The organism is Sphingobium sp. UBA5915 (assembly GCF_002431195.1).
GTDB classification, from domain to species: Bacteria; Pseudomonadota; Alphaproteobacteria; order Sphingomonadales; family Sphingomonadaceae; genus Sphingobium; species Sphingobium soli.
Window position 1 is genome coordinate 21,050 of record NZ_DJDV01000118.1, and the last position, 22,342, is coordinate 43,391.

General features: G+C 62.6%; 22 protein-coding genes and 1 pseudogene. 10 read left to right on the forward strand and 13 right to left on the reverse strand.

The window, feature by feature from the left end:
- The 4 genes from B2V90_RS20295 to B2V90_RS20310 all read left to right on the forward strand — a co-directional run.
- On the forward strand, positions 1-805 hold an 805-nt coding region (locus B2V90_RS20295; RefSeq protein ID WP_293922978.1), incomplete at its 5' end, for a TolC family protein.
- Positions 802-1,839: an HlyD family secretion protein gene (locus B2V90_RS20300; protein WP_004206989.1), complete on the forward strand. Its 1,038-nt coding sequence runs from the start codon at positions 802-804 to the stop codon at positions 1,837-1,839. The genes B2V90_RS20295 and B2V90_RS20300, both read left to right, overlap by 4 nt.
- Positions 1,836-2,999, forward strand: coding sequence for an ABC transporter permease (locus B2V90_RS20305; protein ID WP_161734484.1), 1,164 nt, complete (start codon positions 1,836-1,838; stop codon positions 2,997-2,999). The genes B2V90_RS20300 and B2V90_RS20305 overlap by 4 nt, the downstream gene beginning before the upstream one ends.
- Positions 2,996-4,126, forward strand: coding sequence for an ABC transporter permease (locus tag B2V90_RS20310; RefSeq protein WP_228221674.1), 1,131 nt, complete (start codon positions 2,996-2,998; stop codon positions 4,124-4,126). The genes B2V90_RS20305 and B2V90_RS20310 overlap by 4 nt, the downstream gene beginning before the upstream one ends.
- 163 nt (positions 4,127-4,289) lie before the next feature.
- Here the strand turns inward: B2V90_RS20310 and B2V90_RS20315 are convergent, their stop codons facing one another.
- The 10 genes from B2V90_RS20315 to B2V90_RS20360 all read right to left on the reverse strand — a co-directional run bounded on the left by B2V90_RS20315 (position 4,290) and on the right by B2V90_RS20360 (position 14,607).
- Positions 4,290-5,168, reverse strand: a complete 879-nt coding sequence (locus B2V90_RS20315; RefSeq protein ID WP_025290594.1) for an alpha/beta hydrolase family protein — start codon at positions 5,166-5,168, stop codon at positions 4,290-4,292.
- 328 nt (positions 5,169-5,496) lie between these two features.
- The gene (gene acpP, locus B2V90_RS20320; protein WP_293922982.1) at positions 5,497-5,736 is read right to left on the reverse strand and encodes an acyl carrier protein; all 240 of its coding nucleotides are present in this window, start codon (positions 5,734-5,736) and stop codon (positions 5,497-5,499) included.
- A gap of 102 nt (positions 5,737-5,838) precedes the next feature.
- A complete protein-coding gene (locus B2V90_RS20325) occupies positions 5,839-6,138 on the reverse strand; it encodes a polyhydroxyalkanoic acid system family protein (RefSeq protein ID WP_004206980.1) in 300 nt (99 codons plus the stop codon).
- A 14-nt stretch (positions 6,139-6,152) separates the two neighbouring features.
- Complete coding sequence (locus B2V90_RS20330; RefSeq protein ID WP_004206979.1) at positions 6,153-6,578, reverse strand: PaaI family thioesterase; 426 nt, start codon at positions 6,576-6,578, stop codon at positions 6,153-6,155.
- Positions 6,579-6,586: 8 nt separating this feature from the next.
- A complete protein-coding gene (locus tag B2V90_RS20335; protein ID WP_004206978.1) occupies positions 6,587-7,513 on the reverse strand; it encodes an electron transfer flavoprotein subunit alpha/FixB family protein in 927 nt (308 codons plus the stop codon).
- Between the two features lie 115 nt (positions 7,514-7,628).
- Positions 7,629-8,372 carry an electron transfer flavoprotein subunit beta/FixA family protein gene (locus B2V90_RS20340; RefSeq protein WP_004206977.1) on the reverse strand — a complete coding sequence of 248 codons (744 nt, stop codon included), beginning with the start codon at positions 8,370-8,372 and terminating at the stop codon, positions 7,629-7,631.
- Between the two features lie 9 nt (positions 8,373-8,381).
- The gene (locus tag B2V90_RS20345) at positions 8,382-9,290 is read right to left on the reverse strand and encodes an NAD(P)H-dependent flavin oxidoreductase (RefSeq protein ID WP_025290593.1); all 909 of its coding nucleotides are present in this window, start codon (positions 9,288-9,290) and stop codon (positions 8,382-8,384) included.
- The gene (locus tag B2V90_RS20350) at positions 9,287-11,077 is read right to left on the reverse strand and encodes an acyl-CoA dehydrogenase C-terminal domain-containing protein (RefSeq protein WP_025290592.1); all 1,791 of its coding nucleotides are present in this window, start codon (positions 11,075-11,077) and stop codon (positions 9,287-9,289) included. Before B2V90_RS20350 ends, B2V90_RS20345 begins: the two co-directional genes overlap by 4 nt.
- A 45-nt stretch (positions 11,078-11,122) precedes the next feature.
- Entirely contained in the window at positions 11,123-13,474 is a 2,352-nt protein-coding gene (locus B2V90_RS20355) for a 3-hydroxyacyl-CoA dehydrogenase/enoyl-CoA hydratase family protein (protein WP_161734707.1), read from the reverse strand.
- Positions 13,471-14,607 carry a thiolase family protein gene (locus B2V90_RS20360; RefSeq protein ID WP_004206969.1) on the reverse strand — a complete coding sequence of 379 codons (1,137 nt, stop codon included), beginning with the start codon at positions 14,605-14,607 and terminating at the stop codon, positions 13,471-13,473. The genes B2V90_RS20355 and B2V90_RS20360 overlap by 4 nt, the downstream gene beginning before the upstream one ends.
- A 282-nt stretch (positions 14,608-14,889) precedes the next feature.
- Here B2V90_RS20360 and B2V90_RS20365 point away from each other — a divergent pair, with 282 nt between their 5' ends.
- From B2V90_RS20365 to B2V90_RS20385, 5 genes are all read left to right on the forward strand, one after another.
- Positions 14,890-15,534, forward strand: a complete 645-nt coding sequence (locus tag B2V90_RS20365; RefSeq protein ID WP_099233883.1) for a DUF3422 family protein — start codon at positions 14,890-14,892, stop codon at positions 15,532-15,534.
- 211 nt (positions 15,535-15,745) lie between these two features.
- Positions 15,746-16,150, forward strand: a complete 405-nt coding sequence (locus B2V90_RS20370) for a DUF2147 domain-containing protein (RefSeq protein ID WP_026109759.1) — start codon at positions 15,746-15,748, stop codon at positions 16,148-16,150.
- 32 nt (positions 16,151-16,182) lie between these two features.
- Complete coding sequence (locus B2V90_RS20375; protein ID WP_036526777.1) at positions 16,183-17,490, forward strand: OmpP1/FadL family transporter; 1,308 nt, start codon at positions 16,183-16,185, stop codon at positions 17,488-17,490.
- A gap of 14 nt (positions 17,491-17,504) precedes the next feature.
- Positions 17,505-19,166 carry a long-chain-fatty-acid--CoA ligase gene (locus B2V90_RS20380; RefSeq protein ID WP_051035833.1) on the forward strand — a complete coding sequence of 554 codons (1,662 nt, stop codon included), beginning with the start codon at positions 17,505-17,507 and terminating at the stop codon, positions 19,164-19,166.
- A gap of 81 nt (positions 19,167-19,247) precedes the next feature.
- The gene (locus tag B2V90_RS20385) at positions 19,248-19,718 is read left to right on the forward strand and encodes a MerR family transcriptional regulator (protein WP_017503287.1); all 471 of its coding nucleotides are present in this window, start codon (positions 19,248-19,250) and stop codon (positions 19,716-19,718) included.
- 59 nt (positions 19,719-19,777) lie between these two features.
- On the opposite strand, the gene B2V90_RS20390 is transcribed toward B2V90_RS20385, so the two are convergent.
- The 3 genes and pseudogenes from B2V90_RS20390 to B2V90_RS20400 all read right to left on the reverse strand — a co-directional run bounded on the left by B2V90_RS20390 (position 19,778) and on the right by B2V90_RS20400 (position 21,652).
- Positions 19,778-20,050 carry a hypothetical protein gene (locus B2V90_RS20390; protein WP_017503288.1) on the reverse strand — a complete coding sequence of 91 codons (273 nt, stop codon included), beginning with the start codon at positions 20,048-20,050 and terminating at the stop codon, positions 19,778-19,780.
- A 281-nt stretch (positions 20,051-20,331) separates the two neighbouring features.
- Positions 20,332-21,063, reverse strand: a pseudogene (locus tag B2V90_RS20395) (DUF4158 domain-containing protein); the annotation flags it as partial.
- 4 nt (positions 21,064-21,067) lie between these two features.
- Entirely contained in the window at positions 21,068-21,652 is a 585-nt protein-coding gene (locus B2V90_RS20400) for a recombinase family protein (RefSeq protein WP_126053394.1), read from the reverse strand.
- A 182-nt stretch (positions 21,653-21,834) separates the two neighbouring features.
- Here B2V90_RS20400 and B2V90_RS20405 point away from each other — a divergent pair, with 182 nt between their 5' ends.
- Positions 21,835-22,278 (forward strand): acetyltransferase, encoded by a 444-nt coding sequence (locus B2V90_RS20405; RefSeq protein ID WP_149524051.1) that lies wholly within the window; start codon positions 21,835-21,837, stop codon positions 22,276-22,278.
- Positions 22,279-22,342: the final 64 nt, after the last annotated feature.

Sequence of the window (22,342 nt, forward strand, 5' to 3'; positions counted from 1 at the left end):
CCTCAAGCTCGAACAGGAAGGGTTCATAAGCCGGGCCCAACGCCTCCAGGCGCAGGTAGCGCGCGACGACGCCGCGCGCGAACTGGAAAAGGCGCAGGCCGATCTCGCGAGTGCGCAGGTAGCGCTTGCCGGCGCGCTGCGGGCGCCGTCCGGCGTCGATCCCGTCTCCCCGATCTTCGTCATCCGTCAGCCGCTCCGTTCGCTCGACACCTATGTGGACGCGGCCCTGCGCGCCCATCCCCAACTGGATCGGCTCGGCGCGCTGGAAGACCAGGCTGAAGCGGGGGTGGCCCTTCAGCGCGCCAAGCTCCGGCCTACGATCTATGGCTTCGCCCAGTATAATTTCGATCGGCGCGACACGCTGTTGACGGATCCCGACTGGTCGATGGGCGTGGGGCTGCGCTACACGCTCTTCTCCGGTGTGGGCCGCTCGCAAGCGGTGCAGGCCGCGCGGGAAACGGTGACGCAAGCCAATGCGGGCCTGCGCGAAGCCCGCACCCAGATCGAAATCGGCGTCACGCGGTCCTGGAACGATGCGGAAGCCGCGCGACGGCGGTTTGAGCTGACCGACACGGCCATCACTGCGGCGCAGGAGAATCTGCGGGTCCAGACCCTCGGCTATCAGGAGCAGCAGACAACCTCGCTCGACGTGATCGATGCGCAGCTCGGTCTTGCCCGCTCCCGGATCCAGCGCGCCCAGGCCGGATATGATTTCGTTGTCGCGCTCGCCCAGCTTCTCCACGTCAGCGGTCAGATCGCCACATTGCCGGACTATATCGACCAGGGTGAAAGGGTCACGCCATGACCGCCACATCGGAAACCCTGGTCACCCCGGACGAGACGGCTCCGCCGGTTCCGACCGGGCGGAAGCGCAAGTTGCTGCCGCTCATTGCTTTCCTCGTCGTGGTCATTCTCGGCCTCGGTCTCTGGCTGGCCTATCGCCCGGTTCCCGATCAGCTCCAGGGCATGGTCGAGGCCCGCGAACTGCGGATCACGAGCAAGGTCTCGGCTCGGATCACGGCCTTTCATGTCGAGGAAGGCCAGCCGGTGAAGACGGGACAGCTGCTCTATACGCTCGACAGTCCCGAGGTCGAAGCCCGCTCCGAACAGGCCGGCGGCGCGCTCGCCGCCGCGCAGGCGAATGCGGACAAGGCCGATGAAGGCGCACGGCCGGAGGATATCCGGGCTGCCGAGGCCCAGTGGCGACGCGCGCAGGCGGCGGCGGACCTCGCCCAGACCACCTATCAGCGCACCGAGCGCCTCTTTGAACAGGGTGTGCTGGCGGGGCAGAAACGCGACGAGAGCCGCGCAAACGCCCTGGCCTCCAATGAAGCGGCCCGAGCGGCGCGCGCGCAATATGATCTGGCGCTGGCCGGGGCGCGGCGACAGGATCGGCAGGCCGCGAGCGGACAGGTGCGCCAGGCGCGCGGCGCCCTGGCCGAAGTCGAGGCGGCCGAGAAGGAAACCCGGGTGTTCGCGCCGTCGGACGGTGAGATCGGACGCAGGCTGGCGCAGTCGGGCGAACTCGTGCCGCAGGGATTTCCCGTCTTCGTCCTGACCGACATCGATCATCCCTGGGTGACGCTCACCCTGAGAGAAGATCAGTTCAGTGCGATCCGCCGGGGACGGGTCCTGACCGGCCGCATACCTGCGCTCGGCGATCGTTGCGCCCAGTTTCGGGTCTTCTACATCGCGCCCGCCGGCGATTTCGCGACATGGCGCGCGACCCGCCAGTCGAGCGGCTTTGACGTGAAGAGCTTTGACGTGCGCCTGTCGCCCGTGTCGCGGGTCGATGGGCTGCGCCCCGGCATGACGGTCCTGTTCGACTGGCCGCAATGATCCGGGCCTTCGTCGATAGCGCCCGGCGCGAAACCGCCTTCCTGCGCGGCAGCGTCTGGGATCTGGCGCTGGTCACCTGGCTGCCTCTGCTGCTGCTGGCGATCCTCGCGGTCCAGTTGTCGGCAGGCGTCATGCGGAACCTGCCGATCGTCGTGGTCGACGAGGACGGCGGCGGCGTCGCGCGCGACCTCACCCGCAAGCTGGAGGCGTCACCCGGGCTCAAGGTCGCGGCGCGGCCACCGGACATGGCACAGGCCGAGCATCTGGTCCGCTCCAACGCCGCCTATGCCGTGGTCCTGATCCCGCGTGATCTCGAGCGCACCGTGCTGCGCGGCGAGACCGGCAAGATCCTCCTCTTCTACAATGCGAGCTATTCCACGCCCTCGGGTTCGGTGTTGCGTGAAGTCGGCACCGTGGTCCAGGCCCACGCAAAGGCCTTGGCCGGGGAGCAAAGCGCCGCGATCGCCGGTCCCGCGCGTGTGCGGCCGCAGCCGGTGAGCGTGCAGAGCCGGATCCTCTACAACCCGCAGGCCAGTTACGAGCTGCAACTCGTCGCCCTGATCCACCCCGCACTCCTGCACCTGCTGTTCATGATCGCGGTCGTGAGCGCGCTCGGTCGCGAGCTGCGGGACGGGACCATCGGAGCATGGCTTGCAGGGCCTCGAGGCGAGGCGGTCGCCGCCGTCGCCGGCAAGATCGCGCCCTATATCCTCATCTTCCTGCTCTGGGGGGCGCTTGCGACCGGCTATCTCGCGGTCTACCGGGGCTGGCCCGTGCAAGGGAGCGTGGCGATGCTGATGGGCGGCTATCTCGCCCTCTATCTCGCCTATGCGGGCATGGCCTTGTTCATCGTCGGGGCCACCCTTTCCATGGGGCAGGCGCTGTCGATGACCGCCCTCTATGCGGGCGCTTCCTTCGCCTTCGCCGGGGCGATCTTCCCGATCGAGTCGGCCTCCGCCTTCGCCCGGCTATGGAGCGCGCTGCTGCCTTTTACCCGCTTCGCGCGGCTGGTCGCGGAGCAATGGATGATCGGCGCACCCGTGCTCGCATCTCTTGGATCGATCCTGGCGCTGTTTGCCTTTCTCGTCGTCGGCTCGGGCGCCGGGCTGCCGCGCTATGTCTCGGCGCGGATGAGCCCGGAGGTCTGGGGACGACGATGATCGGCCCCGCCTTCCTCGCTACCTTCCGCGCCGTTCTCTCCGACCGCTCCGCCTTCATGCTGATCGTCGTGTCGACGATCCTCTATTCCTTCTTCTACCCTTCAGCCTATTCCGGGGAGGTCGCGGTCCGCATTCCGGTGGCCGTCGTCGATCTCGACGACAGCGGCGCAAGCCGCAGTCTCGTGCGCCGGATCGCAGCGCTCCAGCAGGCCGATCTTGCCGCGCGCCCGGCCTCTCCAGGAGCCGCCCGGCTCTGGCTCGAGACGACCGGCGCAGGGGCCGTGGTCATCATCCCCGAGGGGTTCGAGCGACATATTCTGAACGGCGCCCAGGGCACGGTCGCGCTCTACGGCAACGGCGCCTATCTGCTGCGCAGCAGCACGGCGCTGTCAGGCATCGGCCTGGCGGTCACCACGATCGCCGGCGAGGCGGCGAGCGATCAGGCCATGGCGCAGGGCGCACCCGCCCGCCCTGCCCTGTCGCTCGTTCAGCGCCCGCTGTTCAACACGCGCGAAGGCTATGGCAGCACGGTGTTCCCCGGGGTCGGCTTCCTCATCATTCACCAGACCCTGCTGATGGGCCTGACGATGCTCGCCGCCACCCTGCGCGAGACACTGGGACGCTTTCGTCTGCCCTCGCGCACCCTTATCGGAATTGCCCTGGCCTTCTTCGTGATCGGCTGGGCCGACGTGGCCTATTATGCGGGTTTTGTGTTCTGGTTTCAGGACTATCCCCGCGCCGCCGGCTCTCCTGGCGCCTTGATCGTGGGCGGCAGTTTGTTCGTGGGCGCGACTGTGGCGGCGGCGCTTGCGCTGGCCAGCCTCTTCCGGACACGGGAACGACCCCTGCAACTGTGGATGGGCACGTCGCTCGCCATCTTCTTCCTCGCGGGTCTCTCCTGGCCGGCGGAGGCGACGCCGGCCTGGCTGGCGCTCCTCGCGCGCCTCCTGCCAACCACCGCGGGCATTCATCTCATGGTCGGGCTCAATCAGATGGGCGCGAGCCTTGCCGAGCAGACGCGGGAGGTGCTCAACCTCGCCATCCTCATTCTGGTCTACGGAGGCCTGGCCTGGTGGCGCTTCACGAAGATTTCCGCGCCGGACCTTCAGCCTCTCAAGCCTGACTGACGCCTCAATGGAACGAGATCGTCAGGGGCACCCCAAGTGCAACCCTCTCGCCCCGGCCGACGCGACCTTGGCGCAACCCAGGGGGAGGTGTTCGAAGCGGACCTCTGCAGGGCTTCATCAGATAGAGATCACTGAGATGGGGATAAACCGGAGGCTGCCTCGACTATTGCTCTGCTTTCGCCGCCGCGAGGATCGCGGCCTCTACCGGCGCCCAGGTGGGGTCCGCAGGCGAAAGCATGTTGAAGTGGCCCGCATTCTCCAGGGTGATCACCGTCGCCTTATCGCCGGCCGACTGTGCGGCTGCTGCATAGGCTTGCGCGGCTGAAGGCTCCAGCACGACGGAAGCGACCATGAATTGAGGCACGGCCAGAGGCAGCCATTCGATCGGATTTGCCTGACGGTAGCGGCCCGCCTGTGCGTCAGGAGCGCCCCCGAACAGGTTGACGAAGATCGGGCGGCCGCAAATCTCCTTGTCGAACCCGTACAGGGTTCGCAGGTCGCCTGGGCCGTCGATGGCGACCGCGGCGGAAACCTTCAGTGGATCAGCGCCGCGGACCTCGCTGTCGGCAGGCAATCTGGGACGGGCCGCCAGCCACAGGGCAGCGTGGGCGCCGGCCGAATGTCCCACCGTCACCACATGCTTCAGGTCCAGAGGCTGGGTTCGTGCCAGCACCCTCAAGTGATCGAGCGCCGCTCCCCAATCCTGGAAGGTCCCAGGCCACCCGCCGCGGGTGTCACCAACCTGTCGATACTCTATATTCCATGTCGCCACGCCCTTGTCCGTCAAGGCGCTCGCCAACGGCGCCGTGCCTGCCAGTGTCTCATAGCCTTTGGTCCAGCAGCCACCGTGAATGACCATGACGACGGGAAACGGGCCAGGACCTGCAGGCAAGCGCAGTTCACCGATCTGCAGAGGATCAGGACCATAGGCCTCGACGAGCGTCGGAGCGGTGACGGGAAGGGCGTGGAGTTGGGGCGGTCCGATCAGCGCATGTTGGTTATCCGACGGCGTCTGCGCCCAAGCGGTGCTCGTGACAATCAAGACTGTAGCCAGGCCTAATGAACGGTATCGCATGATCTACCTCTTTCATGCATCTTCCCGCTCCGACGTTACCAGCCAGTTCGTCAAATGTGAGAAGACAGCGATTCGTCATTAGATAACATGGTTCGATATATTCTTTTCGGAAACACCATTCCGTCATCGAGTGGGCAAAGCGATAGATGAAATCCCGTTTCTGGCGCAAAGCATATGGCGGCTATGCGCGATCACGGTAGCCTTGATCATGGAAGTGATACGTCAGGCGACCAAAGAGCTATCTAGATTTCATTGTCGTCGTGAATTGCGGTTTCAGAGGATCGTGGGTTTTATCTCACTTGGCTATCCATGCTTCGACCAGCTTGACCGCATCCTCTACTGTTTTGACCTCACCGGCGGCTTCATCCGGGATAGTGAGTCCGAATTCGTCTTCAAGCGCCATCACAACTTCCAGCACATCGAGACTATCCACGCCGATGTCATCGTAGAAAGACGAAGCAGGGGCAATCTGATCCGGATAGACGCCGAGCTGACGGCTAATGATCCTGAAAACTCGGGGAGCGATTTCTTCCATCACAAAGCCCTCGCGCGGACACTATCGGCTAGGAAACAGGGCAGATTCTCGTAAACTCAATCATCGCAGAGCAACGATATTGTCCTGCGGCCAGTAAATTCATCATGCCTTGCTGAGCATTTTCTCGGCGCTCGTTTTCACAAAATCCGAAATCTGTCCTGACATCATTTTGAGGAACAGCGGTACGCTGACGTCGCCGCGAATCTCGCTATCCTCAATGTCGAGTTGCACCGGGATATTCTGCCCCATCGCCCCGATGACCAAGTGTAGTGCGTAGTCCGATACCCACTCGGAACTGAGCGAACCGCCTCCCGGGATATGCGCTGCCAGCTTGGGCAGGCCGGCCTCGATCCTGCTCTTCGCTTCGATTTTACCAAGGCTGTGCGGGATAACGACTTCCATATCTTCTTTCCTGTTCAGGCCGCCCGATCGACGAGCAGCAAGGTCGATGTCGCGGAGGCATAGAGTTTGCCGGCCATGTCGATCAGACGCGCCTCGGTATGCGCCACCCTCTTGCCCATCGACACCACCTGGCCGATTGCACGGACCATCCCGACCCTGTCGGTCAAGGGCGCATGATAGGCGACCTTGAGTTCGAGCGTGACGCAGTTGATGGGCACTTGGGCCGCGGAGTTCGCCGCGATGCCGCAGGCCGAATCCAGCAGCGTCGCGGCATAGCCACCATGGGCGATGCCCATGAAATTGTAGGTCTGCGAGGTGGGCGTCGCGACAAAGACGACCTTCCCCTCCTCCGCCTCAAGCAGATCGATGTCGAACAGGTCCATCATGGGCGGCCGGGTGCCGGCCGCCATGAACTGTTCGATCTCTTCCAGACCGGTCATCGCTTACCTCAAAGCTTTTCGGTCAGTTCAGGAACGATCTTGAAGAGGTCGCCGACCAGGCCGATATCGGCGACCTGGAAGATGGGCGCGTCCTCATCCTTGTTGATCGCGATGATGGTCTTGCTATCCTTCATGCCAGCAAGGTGCTGAATCGCACCCGATATGCCGACGGCGACATAGACTTCCGGCGCCACGATCTTGCCGGTCTGGCCGACCTGAAAATCGTTGGGCGCATAGCCAGCATCGACCGCCGCGCGGCTTGCGCCCACACCCGCGCCCAGCTTGTCGGCCAGCGGATCGATCACGCCATGAAACTGCCCGGCCGAGCCCAGCGCTCGCCCGCCCGAGACGATGATTTTGGCCGAGGTGAGTTCCGGGCGCTCGGACTGGGCGATCTCGGCACCCACGAAGCTGGAAAGTCCCGCATCCGTGCCCGTCGCAGCCTCGATACTGGCCGAGCCACCCTCGCGGGCCGCCTTCTCGAAGGCTGTGCCACGCACCGTGATAACCTTCTTTGCATCAGACGACTGGACCGTCGCGATCGCATTTCCCGCGTAGATGGGACGCGTGAACGTGTCAGCGCTTTCCACCGACAGGATGTCGCTGACCTGCATCACATCAAGCAAGGCCGCCACGCGCGGCGCGATGTTCTTGCCATTCGAAGTGGAAGGCGCCACGAACGCGTCATAGCCGCGCATCAGGTCCGCGACGGCCGGCGCGACATTCTCGGGCAAAGCGTGTTTGAACGCCGCATCGTCGAACGTTACGACTTTGGCGACACCCGCGACCTTCGCAGCAGCCTCGGCCACGCCGCCGATGCCCGCACCGGCAACCAGCAGATGGACCTCACCAAGTTTGGCAGCGGCGGTGACGGCCGATAGCGTCGCATCCTTGACCGACGCATTGTCATGTTCAACCCAGACGAGCGTATTCATAACTTATTCTCCGAGAAATCCGCCCCCGCTTCATCTCTGTGCGCACAGGATGAAGCGGGGTGCGCCGTCACTTGCATGGGAGAGGTTCGGCAAGTTCGGCGCGTTTGAAAGTTTATCAAATCGCCATTTCCTTGAGCCTGGCGACCAATTCATCGACGTCGGCCACCTTGATGCCCGCCGAGCGCTTGGGGGGTTCGGTCACCTTGAGCGTCTTGAGGCGCGAGGCGATCTCAACACCGAGATCGGCCGGCGTCTTCGTCGCCAGCGGCTTGGATTTGGCCTTCATGATATTGGGCAGGCTCGCATAGCGCGGTTCGTTGAGACGCAGATCGGTCGTCACGATCGCCGGCAGTTTGAGGCTTACGGTCTCCAGACCGCCATCCACCTCACGGGTCACCGCGACAGTCTCGCCCGATACTTCGACCTTGCTGGCGAATGTGCCCTGCCCCCAACCGAGAAGGGCTGCCAGCATCTGGCCGGTCTGATTGGCATCATCGTCGATGGCCTGCTTGCCGAGGATCACCAGGCCCGGAGCCTCCTCGGTGGCGATGGCCTTCAGGATCTTGGCGACGGCGAGCGGCTCGACCTCATCGTCAGTCTGGACGAGGATCGCGCGGTCGGCCCCCATGGCGAGCGCGGTGCGCAGCGTTTCCTGCGCCTTGGCGACGCCGATCGACACCACCACGATTTCGGTCGCGACTCCCTTTTCCTTGAGGCGGATAGCCTCTTCGACGGCGATCTCGTCGAACGGGTTCATCGACATTTTCACGTTCGCCAAATCGACGCCCGTCCCATCCGCCTTCACGCGCGGTTTCACATTATAATCGATAACCCGCTTGACGGGCACAAGCACCTTCATGGATCAATCCTACTCTGATTGTAATGCCGCCTGATATTCGGCAATGAGTCTCTCACAGATGGATCGGGCCGGTTGGACGGCAGTGGTAGCGCCGACACCGTGGCCTGCCGACCAGATCGTCTTCCAGGCCTTGGCCTCCTCCGAAACCGAAAGCGCGCCATGTGGCTCAGGGAGAGTCGCGGCTTCCAGCGAGGGCCGGAGAAAATTGGCCCCGACGCCGGTGACCCGGTCCGTATAGACGATATCCGCTGGTCCGGCCCCGATCACCATGTCTTTCTGTGCCGGCGAGGCGAGACTCTCTTCCGACGCGATGAAGTGGGATCCGATATAGGCAAGATCGGCCCCCATCATCTGCGCGGCCGCGATCTGGTGGCCGCGCGTGATGGCGCCGGAAAGCGCCAGCGGCCCCTGGAAGAAGCGCCGTATCTCGTCAACCAGTGCGAACGGGCTCATCGTGCCGGCATGTCCCCCCGCGCCGGCAGCGACCGCGATCAGACCGTCGACGCCAGCTTCGAGCGCCTTTTCCGCATGACGCACGTTCGTCACGTCGTGAAAGACCAGCCCGCCATAGCCCTGAACCACCTGGACAAGATCCGCGACGGCGCCGAGCGAGGTGATGACCAATGGCACATGGTGCCGAACGATCAGTTCCAGATCGGCGTCGAGCCTCGGATTGCTCTTATGGACGATGAGGTTGACGCCGAAGGGCGCCGCTCCCGGCATGGGAGCCAGCCGCTCCTCGATTTCATCCAGCCATTCACCGAAACCTTCGCTGGTCCGCTGATTGAGCGCCGGGAACGTGCCAAGCAGTCCCGCCTCGCAGCAACTGACGACAAGGTCCGGTCCCGACACAAGGAACATCGGCGCAACGATGGCTGGAATGGCCAGCCGCTTTTCGAGGCTTGCCGGAAGCGTCAAAACACGTCGTCTTCCAGCGCCATCAGCGACTTCTTGCCCGCCTTGATCGCCAGGAAGCTGGCCGTCGCCTGCGGCAGGATGCGCTCGAAGAAGAACGTCGCCGTCTTGATCTTGGCATCGTAGAAGCGCTTGTCCTCGCTGCCGAAGAAGAGCTGCAAGCCTGCAATCTTGGTCGCCTTGGCAAAGCAATAGCCCATGGCCACCAGGCCCATCAGACGCAGATAGTCCGCCGACGCCGCGCCCGCCTCTTCGGGATCCTTGAGTGCCCGCTGCGCGACCGTGGCCGTCGAAAGCTGCAGCGCCCCGAACGCCTTGGCGAGCGCCTCGACCATCGGCTTCATCGGTCCGTCGACGTTGTTTTCCTCGATGAAAGCCGACACCGGATGGAAGAAGCTGCGCAGATAGCGGCCCATATGGGCGCCGAGCTTGCGGCCGACGAGATCGAGCGCCTGAACGCCGTTCGTCCCCTCATAGATCATGGTGATCCGGGCATCACGGGCATATTGCTCGACGCCGCTTTCGCGGATGTAGCCGTGGCCGCCATAGCATTGGACAGCGAGGTTCGCACTGTCGAACGCAAGGTCGGTGAAGAGCGCTTTGACGACGGGGGTCATGAGCGCGATGAAGTCACTCGCACGCTGGCGCACTTCGGGTTCGGGAGAATGTTTTTCCGCGTCCAGCGCGCGCGAGACCCAGGCCGAGAGCGCCCGGCACCCCTCATTATAGGCCCGCATCGTCATCAACATGCGGCGAACATCGGGATGGACGATGATCGGATCGGCAGCCTGTTCGGGATATTTGGGGCCCGAGAGCGCCCGGCCCTGAATACGGTCCTTCGCATACCAGGCGGCCGCCTGATACGCGGCTTCACCGACACCGAGGCCCTGAATGCCGACAGAGACGCGCTCAGTGTTCATCATCGTGAACATGGCGGCCATGCCCTTGCCCGGCTCGCCGACCAGCCAACCGGTCGAATCGTCGAAGTTCATCTGGCAGGTCGCCGACGCCTTGAGACCCATCTTGTGCTCGATCGCGGCGCAGGCGACGCCGTTCGATTGACCGGGAGTGCCGTCCTCCTTGGGAAGATATTTGGGAACGAGGAACAGGCTGATGCCCTTTACGCCCTTGGGGGCGTCGGGCAGGCGGGCGAGCACGAGATGGATGATATTCTCGGTCAGGTCATGCTCACCGGCGGAGATGAAGATCTTGGAGCCGGTGACCTTGTAGCTGCCATCGCCCTGCGGGACCGCGCGGCTGCGCAGGAGCCCGAGATCGGTACCGCAATGAGGCTCGGTCAGGCACATCGTGCCGGACCATTGACCGCTTACCATCTTGGGCAGGTAGGCCTGCTTGAGCGCGTCGCTCCCATGGCCCTCGATCGCAGTGGTCGCACCATGGGTGAGGCCCGGATAGAGGCCGAAGGAAAGGTTGGACGAGCAGATCATCTCTTCGACCAGCTTGTTGACCGCTTCCGGCAGCCCTTGCCCACCCCATTCTGGATCGGATGCGAGCGCGGTCCAGCCACCTTCGGCGAATTGCTTATAGGCTTGCGCGAACCCCGCCGGCGTCCGCACAACGCCGTTTTCCAGATGGCATCCTTCCTCGTCGCCCGACCGATTGATCGGCAAGAGCACGTCGCGACAGAAGCGCGCCGCCTCCTCGAGGATGGCATCGGTCAGATCCGGCGTGAACTCCGCCAGCGCGGGAATGTCCCCGAAGCCGTCATCGGCATGGAGTTCGTTGAGCACGAAGCGCATATCGCGCAACGGGGCGTCATAGACTTGCATATTTATATCTCCTGACCAGTCGGCCCTCGGGCCGCCGGCCGCCAATCAGTTACGCAGCGGCTTGCCGGTGACGAGCATCTGCTCGACGCGCGCCTGGGTCCGCGGGTCGCGCACCAGTTGCATGAAGGCCTTGCGCTCGAGCGCCAGCAGATCCTCTTCGGTCACGATGTCGATCAGATCCTTCTCGCCGCCCGTCAGGACGTCGGCGAGCGCGCCGGACACGACACCATCGTAGGAGGTTGCGAGGCCACGGGCCTGGAAGCCTTCGACAGCCATCGAAAGAGCGGACTTGCCTCCCGCGCCAGGCAAGCGGAATTCCGGAGCCACGGGCGGTTTGTAACCGTCCGCCAGTTCCAGTGCCTTCGCCTTGGCATCCGCCAGCAGGCGGTCGCGGTTCATCGTGATGCCGTCCGACGGACGCAGGAAGCCATGCTCCTTCGCCTCGGCGGCCGACTTTGCCACAGTGGCCGTCGATACCGTCTCGAACACCTTGGCAACGGCCGGCATCGGCCCCTTGGGCATGCCGGGACTGGAGCGCCAGCGATCGATCATTTCACCGCATCCGCCCCAGCCAGGGATCAGGCCCACGCCGCACTCGACCAGACCCACATAGCTTTCGGCATGGGCCTGCACGGCATCACTGTTGAGCAGGATCTCGCAACCACCGCCCAACGCCATGCCGGCCGGCGCGCTCACGACCGGGAACGGCGCATATTTGAGCGCCTTGTAGGCCTGCTGCCCGCCCGCGACGAGCTTTTCGATCTCGCCCCATGCCGCGATGTTCAGCGCGAACAGGGCAAGGCCGAGATTGGCGCCAGCAGAGAAATTGCTGCCCTCATTATAGACGACGAGCGCCTTGAACTTGTCCTGCACGACCGGGATCGCCTGACCGATCAGCTTCATCACATCGCCGTCGAGCGCGTTCATCTTGCCGGTGAACTCAAGGCAGGCAACGCCGTCGCCGACATCCCAGAGTGCCGCCGAGCCATTTTTGAGGATCGGCTGGCTATGAAGCTTGATGTCTTCCAGCAGCAGCACGCCCTCGGGCCGCACGACATCATGATAGTCGCCGGCGGCATCGAGATATTGCCGACGGCCGTCCTGCACCCGGTAGAATGGCCGATCTCCGGCTACCTTGAGGATCGCGGGAACATCCCGCCCCTCGGCCGCCAGCCGTTCGGCGAGCTTGCCCGGCCCGAGGCGATCGATCAGTTCGAACGGCCCGAACTTCCAGTTGTAGCCGAGCTTCATCGCGTCATCGATGCCGACGATGTTGTCCGCAGCTTCACCGACCAGACTCGCGGCATAGGAAAGAACCTTGCCGAGAATTTCCCAGGCATAGGCCCCGACCTTGCCGGGCGCAGCAACCAATGCTGCCAGGTCCTTCTCGGCCCGGCCCGGCAAGGAAGCCGGCTTCACCGATACGCGATATTCGCCGGTCGCGAGATCGAGCGCTTTCTTGGTCTTCGTCGCCTTGTCGAACGCGTAGAAACCGCCCTTGCCCTTCCGCCCGGTAAAGCCTTCCGCGATCATCCTGTCGACGAGCGGCATCGGCCTCACCGTGTCGAAATAGGCGTCACCTGCCGGCAGCGTCGAGGACAGGCTCTTCGTGAGCAGCGGCATGAGGTCGACGCCAACGAGATCGACAAGGCCGAAAATGCCGGTCTTGGGCACGCCCATCGGCTTTCCGCCGATCTGGTCGGCTTCCTCCACCGTCAGCCCCTGGTCCATCGCGGCATTGATCGCGACGGCCAGCCAGTAGGTACCGATGCGATTGGCGATGAAGCCCGGCGTGTCCCGCGCCGGCACGATGCGCTTGCCGAGCTTTCGATCGACGAAATCCGAGACGCGCCTCGCCACAGCCGTATCAGTGTCGGGGCCGGTCACGATTTCGATGAGCCGCATGTAGCGCGGCGGATTGAAGAAATGGGTGATCAGGAAGTCCTGTTTGAACTGATCGTCCCGCCCCTCGACCAGATCGCCAAGCGGAATCGTCGAGGTATTGGACGATACCGCCGTGCCCGGACGCTTGAGCTGCTCGAGCTTGGCGTAGAGCGCCTGCTTGATGTCGAGCCGTTCGACGATCGCCTCGACGATCCAGTCGCATTCGGCCACCCGCTCGAGATGGTCGTCGATATTGCCCGTTTCAACGAGCTTCGCCGCAGCCTTCGACATGAAGGGCGCCGGATCGGTCTTCAGCATCTTCGCGACCGCACCCTTCGCCACGGCGTCACGATCGCCGCCCTCCTTGGGCACGATATCGAGCAGCAGCACCGGCACGCCGGCATTGGCGACCTGCGCTGCGATGCCGGCGCCCATGACGCCTGCGCCGATCACGCAGACCTTTTTGATGGTTTCCGGCGGGGCGCCGACTGGCTTGATGGCCTGCTCGCTCATTCCGCCGCCTCCAGCACGGTGGCGATGCCCTGACCGCCGCCGATGCACTGGGTGGCAAGCGCATAGCTGCCGCCTTCGCGCTTCAGCAGAGCCGCGGCCTTGCCCACGATCCGCGCACCGGTCGCCCCCAGAGGGTGGCCTATCGCGATGGCGCCGCCGTCCAGATTGACCTTCGACTGGTCAAGCCCCAGGTCGCTGATGCAGGCCAGTGACTGGCTCGCAAAGGCTTCGTTGAGCTCGACAACGTCAAGCTGGTCCACACTGAGCCCCGCCCGCTGCAGCGCCTTGCGCGAGGCCTCGACCGGTCCGATGCCCATGATCTCCGGCTGGCAGCCAGAGACAGCAACCGACTTGATGCGGGCAAGGATCGGCAGTCCATGCGCGCGCGCATAATCCTCGCTCGTGACCAGGATTGCGCTTGCGCCATCGGTCAGCGGCGAGGACGTTCCCGCCGTTACCGTGCCGTCCTGGCTGAAGGCCGGCTTCAGCCCGGCGAGGGTTTCCGTCGTCGTGCCGGCACGCGGCGTGCCATCCTTGTCGACCACGCCCGCCTTGGTCGTGATCGGCACGATCTCGGCCTCGAGCTTGCCGGCCGCGATAGCCGCGGCCGCCTTGTCCTGACTGGCGACCGCAAAGGCTTCCTGCTGGGCACGGGTGATCTGATATTTGGTCGCGACATTCTCCGCCGTGTCGCCCATGCCCATATAGGCGGCGCTCTTCTTCGCGAGCTCGGGGTTCGGCAGCGGATTGAACCCCATCATCGGCACGCGGCTCATCGACTCCACGCCCGCGCAGATGAAGGCCTCGCCGGCGCCAAGCTGAATCTGGCCCGCAGCGATGTGGACCGAGCTCATCGACGATCCGCAGAAGCGATTAACGGTCATGCCGCCGACAGAGAGCGGCAGGTCGGCGAGAAGACCGATAAGGCGCGCGATGTTGAAGCCCTGCTCGCCTTCAGGAAAAGCGCAGCCCAGCACGATATCCTCGATATCTTCGGCCTTCACGCCGGTCTGCTGAATCAGTCCGCGAATGACCTGAGCGGCCAGATCGTCAGGGCGGACGCGCGCCAGCGCGCCCTTGCCTGCCAGGTGAAAGGGGGACCGGGCATAGCCCGCAACAACCACATTACGCATCGATGATAGCCTCTCCAGGGAATCGGACATCTGATTACCTAATGGTGCGTGAAATGACGTTTACGTCAACTAAAATCTTTGGCACCCTTCTCACGCCGTCGAGGGAATCGTCATGCACCGGTTCCCGGGAGGCTTGATATCGGAGGTCTTGGCCGAGGAACGTACGGATGCTCGCCAGTGAAAAACCGCGCACTCTCATCCCGGCGATGATGCTCGCGCCCGTCTTATCGACGGCTGCGCCTCTCCCCAAGCGCCACTGCACCTGTTTTCGAAGGCGCACACATGCGATTTTCTGAGCATCCCCTCCGGCGTCAGATCGTCGGCGAAATGCATCTGCGCCGTTTTCCTGCACTCGAATTGCCCGCCATGGCATTTCAGACGGTTCGCCTGGTCGATGAGAATGACCGGGAGAAGGAATGGCTGATCCTGGAGCAGCGATGTGCCTCTGGACTCGATCGCAACCTGCGCCACCTGGAAACGGAGTGGTCCGCCAACGGGCGGCTGGCCTGGGAAAGGCACAGTGAAGCGGTCACCACGACGCTAACGTCAACCTCGGTCAGCGCGGACGCGCAGTTCTGGTCTGCTCCCAACGTCGGCCCCTTCAGTGATACCTTGCAGTGGATGGAAACGCTGCCGGGCCTGGTCATCCGCGCAACCCACATCGTCGTTGTGGCGAACGATAGCTACGCCGAGCCGGTTGTCGATCGGGCCGACTTCCATCCGGGCCATCTCGTCTCCTGCATCATCGGGGATAGCGTCCGGATCTGGAGCGACTTTCGCATTCACGCCGGCGGCTACGGGCGCCTGGTCGTTGCCGCGAACGGGGCGGCTGACGGCGAAGTGTCGCGTTCCATCCAGCGCATTCAGGAACTGGGCAATTATCGCAATCTTTCCTTTCTTGAAGGCACGCACAGATCAATAGCTTGACGGCGTCACACACGAACACGCCCGAACCCTGACGACGGGGCCAGCAGCGCCTGACCCCTCCAATTCGCACACAACCTAATAGGCATTTTGATGACGCATTGAGCTATTGACTTACCTATACGTCATCTAGATGGTTATGGGACGCTGATTTGCCGCATATTGGCTCCAGACGTGAAACAGACGGTCGCCTGAAGGCGCGCGGAGAGGAACAATGTCGATCATTCTGACACTACTGGCTTCGAGCACTGCATTGCCCGCCGACACCGTTGTCGGTCGCTGGCAAACCGAGAGCCGTCATGGCGTCGTGGAAATCACCCGCTGCGGGCAATCGATCTGCGGTGCCTTGATCAGTTCCGACGGGATCAAAGCCAACCCCGAACTACGTGACGAAAAGAACAAGACCGCTGCGTTGCGCGGTCGTCCGCTTCGTGGATTGCAGATTCTGCAGGGTTTTACGTGGAAGTCGGGCAGTTGGTCGGGTGGTTCCATCTACAACGCTGAGGATGGCGGTACATACAGCGCGACGGTCACGTTAGCCGATCGGGATCATTTGCGCCTCAAGGGCTGCATCGTCTGGCCCCTGTGCAAGACGCAGACATGGACGCGCCTCCGATAAGCACGAGGAATTTGACAATCACGAAAGGGGAGATGGGCGTGGCAGGCAAAAATTGGAAAGTTGGGATCGCAACATCGGCCGTGGCGGCTGGATTGCTCGCGCCGCAAGCCGCGAGCGCGCAGGCCTTTTACCTTCAGGAACAATCGTCCAGAGGTGCCGGACGAGCCTTTTCGGGCGAGGTCGCCGACCAGGGCGTACAGTCCCTCTGGTGGAATCCGGCTGCGATCGCAGGCATGGAAGGAGTCGATGCCCACCAGGCCGTAAGCGTAATCCTTCCCAAAGGGTCGGTTGACAATGTCAACACGCTCATTGTCCGTCCCGGGCAGTCGGCTGCGGCTGTAGGCGGGAGCCAACGCTCTCGTGATCCGATCAATAATGGCGTACTACCCTCCGGCGCGATAGCCGTCGGCCTGACATCACGGCTCGCTTTGGGGCTGACCGTCGCCTCCCCTTATAGCTTCACAACCAATTATGATGCCGACAGCTGGGCACGGTATAGCGCCGACAAGACCAAGCTGCGAACATACGACATCCAGCCATCGATCGCCTACCTCGTTACGCCAAATCTCAGCATCGGCGCCGCGCTTAATATCGAATATGCCGACGCATCATTGTCCAACTATCTGCCGAACCTATCGCCTCTTCTCGCCGACGGCCACCAGGAGCTGAAAGGCAATGGTTGGGATCTTGGCTGGTCGGCCGGGCTGCAATATCGCGCCGGCCCCATGCAACTGGGCGCCAGCTACAAGTCGAGCGTGAAGCATAATCTCGACGGTTCGGTGACGACGACCGGTCTTCTTGGTCCGCTCGCCGGGCAAAACAGCGTAGTGAATGCAAACGCCACGTTCGAGACCCCCTGGCAGGCGATCTTCGGAGCGCGCGTGGCGGTGTCGCCCAAGGTCACCCTCAACGGTCAGGTGACCCGCATGGGTTGGTCGAAATTCGACGCTATCCGGCTCGGCGCGCCGCTCAACGTTTCAATCCCGGAAAATTACCGGGACACTTGGAGCTTCGCAGGCGGCATCGATTACGCGGTCACACCAGCCTGGACCGTTCGTGCCGGCGTTCAACACGCCCAGACCCCGACGCGCAACGGCAATCGGGACGCTCGAGTGCCTGACAGCAACCGTTGGAATTTCGCTGCCGGCACAAGCTATGCCGTGTCTTCCCGGTTCACGCTCGATGCGGGCGCAGCGTATATTACGTTCAAGGATACGACTATTGATCGCACGACAGCGGCCTATGCCGGCACGGCCGTGCAGACGCCGATCCTGATGGACGGCAAGCTCGAGGACGCGCACGCCGTCGTGCTGTCGCTCGGCGGACGTTTCCACTTCTGATGCTGGAGATCGCCATGCCCCAGCCCGCCATCAGCGCCTTCCCGTCGATACCGGAACCGGCAATTCCGCCACGGCTCCTGACCGACCTCCTCGACAATGCGTTGAACCTTTATCCCGAACGCGTCGCCATCGACTTTCTCGGGCGAACCTGGACTTATGCGCAGGTGGGGCAACTCGTTCGCCGTGCAGCACGTGGATTGCAGGATCAGGGGCTGCGCAAGGGCGATCGGTTCGGCCTGTGCCTGCCGAACTGCCCCTATTTCGCGATATTGTACTTCGCGGCGCTGCGCGTGGGTGCGATCGTGGTCAACTTCAACCCGCTCTACACGGAGCGCGAACTGGAGCATCAGATCCGGGACTCGGGAACGCGCATGATGGCGGTACCGGACGTCCGGATAATCCACGAGAAAGTGCAAGCCGTCGCGCCACGTGCCGGGCTGGACAAGATCGTGTTGTGCGGCATGAGGGATATGCTGCCCTGGCTGCAAGGCCTGGGCTTTGCGCTATTCAAGCGAAAAGACCACGCGCGGATACTCGACGAAGGCCTTCATGTCCGGCTCAAGGCGCTTCTCGCCCATGATGCCGAACCTGACGCGGTAGAACGTCACCCTGATGATGTCGCGGTCCTTCAATATACCGGAGGCACAACCGGCGTGCCCAAGGGCGCAATGCTGACCCACGCCAACCTCACGGCGAACAGCGCCCAGATGGTGGTGCATGTGGGAGGACTTCGCCCGCAGCAGGAGAGAACTCTCGGCGTCCTGCCCATGTTTCACGTCTTCGCACTCACGACGGTGCTCAACTTCTCAGTCGAAATCGGCGCCGAAATCGTCCTGCTGCCACGGTTTGAGATGAAGCAGGTTCTCAACACGATGAAGCGCAAGCCGCCGACACAGTTCTTCGGCGTGCCTACGATCTATGTTGCCCTGAACGCGCTTCCGGACGACGAGATACCCGATCTCTCGGCCGTGCGCGCCTGTATATCCGGCGGCGCACCGCTCCCGCTCGAGGTACGCGAGGAGTTCGAGGCACGCACGCGTGCCAGGGTCGTGGAAGGATATGGGCTCTCCGAAACCGCCCCGATCATCGCCTGCAACCCGTTGTTTGGGACGGTGAAGGACAATAGCTGCGGCCCAAGTTTCCCCGGCACCATCATCGAGATCCGAGATCCGGAGAATCCCTCGCGGGTTCTTCCCCAGGGAGAACGCGGAGAAGTGTGCGCCCGCGGCCCTCAGGTGATGAAGGGCTATTGGCAGCGCCCTGCAGAAACCAGTGCTGTCTTCGTCGATGGCGCGCTACGAACCGGCGATATCGGCTATTTTGATGAGGATGGCTATCTCTTCCTCGTCGACCGCATCAAGGACATCATCTTCTGTGGCGGATATAATGTATATCCCCGGATCATCGAGGATGCGGCCTACCAGCACCCGGCGGTAAAGGAGGCGATCGCAATCGCGATTCCTGACGCCTACAGAGGTCAATCTCCCAAGTTGTTCATCGCGCTGCACGAGGGATCGAACCTGACCGTCGATGAACTCAAGGTCTTTTTGCAGGATCGCCTCAGCAAGATCGAGATGCCCAAGGCCTTCGCATTCCGGGACAGCCTGCCCAAGACGTTGATCGGCAAACTTTCGAAGAAGGATTTGATCGAGGAGGAGAACAAAAAGCTCGCCTGAGCCTCTATCCCCTGTCAAGCTACGAGGCTTATGCGCTTGAGTGGTAGGGTAGCCGTGATTGGAGGACAGGGAGTGGATGGCATGGGGAACTCGCTCCACCTCGCCGAGGACGATGAAACGCTTAAGGACGCGGATCGCGACAACCCCACGCACAAGGGGAGAACCCGCGCAAAGGATGCGGATTTACAAGTGTACGGCATCCAGGATGTCGCTCAGGAACTCGGACTGACACTTCGCACGCTACGCTTCTACGAAAAGGAGGGGCTTATCGCCCCTCAACGGGTAGGCAGTACCCGGGCATATTCCAGGCGTGAGATCGGACGCATACAGCTGATTTTGCGCGGCAAACGCCTTGGCTTCTCCATCAAGGAAATCAAGGAGTTTCTCGATCTCTACGATGCCGATCCCGAGCATAAGGAGCAAATGGAGCGATTGATTGCCCGCATCCGGGAAAGGTTGGTCGACTTGAAGACGCAGCGCTCTGCGCTCGACCTGACAATCGACGAGCTTACAACCATCGAAGTGGAAGCGATGGCAAAGTTGCAGCGATAATTTGGTCATCCCATTCTCTAACCGAGCGGTAACGCTTGATCGCGGCGCCCCCGATCCAATTAAGCCGTCAAGCGACGAGCGCCGCGCCGATCGCTAAGGCCGCCCCAGAACCGCGCCATGATCATCCAGGCGATGCCCGACGCGGTCATCGCCCCGCCGACCTGCCATGGCTCGAGGCCAAGCACGCGCGCGATGGGGCCCGCGAGCGCCACGAACGACATCATCGCCATCGAGCAGACGAAGGTCTCGAACATCAGTGGCTTCATGCTGAAAGCGCCTGATGCTTCCTCCCCCACTTGTTCGTCGCCTGTCGCTGTCGCAGCTTCGGTCATGCTGCTTCGTCCCGTGATGCGACCGGCGAACGGCCACCATTCCGGAGCAGCGCCGTCGAGACGGCATAGACAACGAGCCAGCCGAGGTTGAACGCGGCGCCGTCAAGCCAGGTGTGCGCCGGCTCGGGCAGGATGCGCGCGATCAGCATGCCGATCGCGACCAGCGAGACGGGATTGGCCAGCGCTGCGAACCAGCGTGGCCAGGCGGTGCGGCCCAGCGCGATGACGATCCCGAGGAGCAGCAGCGCCAGGCCCAGCGTCACGATCGGCATCAACCAGGCGATGAGCAGGACAGGCTCCAAGCCGATTGCCCGCAATGTGGACAATCGCTCGAGAATTTCCGCGAAGGCACGTCGTCCCGGTCTACCGGGTGGTTGGCGGATCCAGGCAAGAATGCTGATGCGGCCTGCATTGTGCTGCAGCAGCAGCGAGTCCAGCAGGCCGCATTGCACTGAAGTCAGACTTCCCGTCAGCAGGTTGCCCACGTTCCGCTCGGCATCTAACAGAGCTTTGCTCACCATGCGTTCCAGGGACGTGATACCGGGCACGATTATCTGCCGGCGGCGGAATTCTTCCATCAGGATCCGCGCGAGATCGATTCCACCGGTCATGGTCAGTGCGATCGGCAAGAGCCAAGCCTGCAGTTCTGCATGGATCGGACGGCTCAATTGCCGGAAACCGAATACCTCGCGCAGCGTATCGAGTTGCTCATACCGGGTGGGACCACGCGTGGCATAATCGGCAAGCGCGTCCGGCTCGACGCCGAGCTGATCCCCGACGAACCTGAGAGGAGCATCAGGGATGAATTCGCCGGGTTTCAGCAATCGGCCAGGATATCGCAAGGCGCAGAGCTGCAGCGCAAAACCGAGGCGGTTGTGGGGACGCCTCCGGCTCGTGATGACGCGCAGATCTGCGGAACTGAGCGTCCAGTATCGCACCAGATCTGGCTCGCTCCCCGGCAAGGCGAACAACTCGGCGTGTTGCGCCTCGGTCAGAACAGAGCGGCGGGGCATCGGGTCAGGCCTTGACCGGTCCCGTCCAGCCAATGCGATCGAGCGTGCCGATGAGGGTCGATCGCGGCACCTTGAATGATCGGCACACCGACGCCTTGCTTGCGCCGGCATCGAGGGCTGCCGTGATCTGCTCGATCGTTTCCGCGTCAATGCTGGGCGGCCGGCCCCCGCGCCGGCCCCGTCGTCGAGCTGCGACCAAGCCTGCCATCACCCGCTCACGCGTGAGCGCGCGTTCATATTGGGCGAGCGCGCCGAAGAGCGAAAACAGCAATTCACCATGGGGCGTGCTTGTGTCCATCTGCTCCGTTAGCGATCGGAAGGCCACACCTCGATTTTTCAGATCGGTTATGATCGCCAGAAGATTGGTCAATGATCGCCCGAGACGGTCGAGTTTCCAAACGACCAAGGTGTCGCCGGCCTTCAGGAATTCGAGGCAAGCCTTCAGGCCGGGACGATCATCCCGGGCGCCCGATGCCTTGTCGGAATAGAGATGGCGCTCATCGACACCTGCGGCGAGGAGGGCATCGCGTTGAAGGTCAACCGACTGACGGTCATCGACCGATGAGACACGCATGTACCCGATGAGCATGTGCGACAAACCCTTGATGTTGTCGCGCACTAGATCAAAGCGACAGGGTTTGTCGTGCAAAATCAACCATGGTTGTCGAGGCGTAGCCTGGTTGCGATGCTACCCTGTCGGAAAACATGTGGTTTCCGGCAGAGCAAGGCTCCTGCTGGTGGATAAATCATGTTCCAGTTAATGAGGGGGCCATGTTGACGATCAGAAAATCAAATGTGGGCGATGGACCTCGCGTCATGCAGATTTGGCGAGAAGCGGTTGATGCGACACATGACTTCCTTGATCCGAAGGATCGTGATGCCATCGAGCAGGAGTTGTCCCAGTTTCTGCCAACTGCCCCCCTATGGCTCGCAATTGATAAGGCAAGCAGAACGGTAGGATTCATGCTGTTGGATGGCTCGCACATGGAAGCCTTGTTCATTGATCCTGCCAGTAGAGGGCAAGGCGTAGGGCGTTCATTAGTCGAACATGCCTGTTCCTTATATTCCGTCATTTCGACGGACGTAAATGAACAGAATTCAGCGGCAGCCGGATTCTATCGCCGCCTTGGATTTATCCCTACCGGACGATCAGAAATGGACGGTCAAGGGCGACCTTATCCGCTTATCCATTTGCAGCGGCTACCAAGCGTTTAGGCCGTTCTTGCACGGAAATCAGGTGTTTTCCGACGCCCTCAGGCCTTAGACCCCATGACTGCCA

What these genes read in the sequence shown, in the direction of transcription:
- B2V90_RS20300 (WP_004206989.1), top strand. Translation starts at nt 802, where the DNA reads ATGACCGCCACATCGGAAACCCTGGTCACCCCGGACGAGACGGCTCCG.
- B2V90_RS20305 (WP_161734484.1), top strand. Translation starts at nt 1,836, where the DNA reads ATGATCCGGGCCTTCGTCGATAGCGCCCGGCGCGAAACCGCCTTCCTG.
- B2V90_RS20310 (WP_228221674.1), top strand. Translation starts at nt 2,996, where the DNA reads ATGATCGGCCCCGCCTTCCTCGCTACCTTCCGCGCCGTTCTCTCCGAC.
- acpP (WP_293922982.1), bottom strand. Translation starts at nt 5,736, where the DNA reads ATGGAAGAAATCGCTCCCCGAGTTTTCAGGATCATTAGCCGTCAGCTC.
- B2V90_RS20325 (WP_004206980.1), bottom strand. Translation starts at nt 6,138, where the DNA reads ATGGAAGTCGTTATCCCGCACAGCCTTGGTAAAATCGAAGCGAAGAGC.
- B2V90_RS20330 (WP_004206979.1), bottom strand. Translation starts at nt 6,578, where the DNA reads ATGACCGGTCTGGAAGAGATCGAACAGTTCATGGCGGCCGGCACCCGG.
- B2V90_RS20335 (WP_004206978.1), bottom strand. Translation starts at nt 7,513, where the DNA reads ATGAATACGCTCGTCTGGGTTGAACATGACAATGCGTCGGTCAAGGAT.
- B2V90_RS20340 (WP_004206977.1), bottom strand. Translation starts at nt 8,372, where the DNA reads ATGAAGGTGCTTGTGCCCGTCAAGCGGGTTATCGATTATAATGTGAAA.
- B2V90_RS20350 (WP_025290592.1), bottom strand. Translation starts at nt 11,077, where the DNA reads ATGCAAGTCTATGACGCCCCGTTGCGCGATATGCGCTTCGTGCTCAAC.
- B2V90_RS20355 (WP_161734707.1), bottom strand. Translation starts at nt 13,474, where the DNA reads ATGAGCGAGCAGGCCATCAAGCCAGTCGGCGCCCCGCCGGAAACCATC.
- B2V90_RS20360 (WP_004206969.1), bottom strand. Translation starts at nt 14,607, where the DNA reads ATGCGTAATGTGGTTGTTGCGGGCTATGCCCGGTCCCCCTTTCACCTG.
- B2V90_RS20365 (WP_099233883.1), top strand. Translation starts at nt 14,890, where the DNA reads ATGCGATTTTCTGAGCATCCCCTCCGGCGTCAGATCGTCGGCGAAATG.
- B2V90_RS20370 (WP_026109759.1), top strand. Translation starts at nt 15,746, where the DNA reads ATGTCGATCATTCTGACACTACTGGCTTCGAGCACTGCATTGCCCGCC.
- B2V90_RS20375 (WP_036526777.1), top strand. Translation starts at nt 16,183, where the DNA reads ATGGGCGTGGCAGGCAAAAATTGGAAAGTTGGGATCGCAACATCGGCC.
- B2V90_RS20380 (WP_051035833.1), top strand. Translation starts at nt 17,505, where the DNA reads ATGCCCCAGCCCGCCATCAGCGCCTTCCCGTCGATACCGGAACCGGCA.
- B2V90_RS20385 (WP_017503287.1), top strand. Translation starts at nt 19,248, where the DNA reads ATGGGGAACTCGCTCCACCTCGCCGAGGACGATGAAACGCTTAAGGAC.
- B2V90_RS20390 (WP_017503288.1), bottom strand. Translation starts at nt 20,050, where the DNA reads ATGACCGAAGCTGCGACAGCGACAGGCGACGAACAAGTGGGGGAGGAA.
- B2V90_RS20400 (WP_126053394.1), bottom strand. Translation starts at nt 21,652, where the DNA reads ATGCTCATCGGGTACATGCGTGTCTCATCGGTCGATGACCGTCAGTCG.
- B2V90_RS20405 (WP_149524051.1), top strand. Translation starts at nt 21,835, where the DNA reads ATGTTGACGATCAGAAAATCAAATGTGGGCGATGGACCTCGCGTCATG.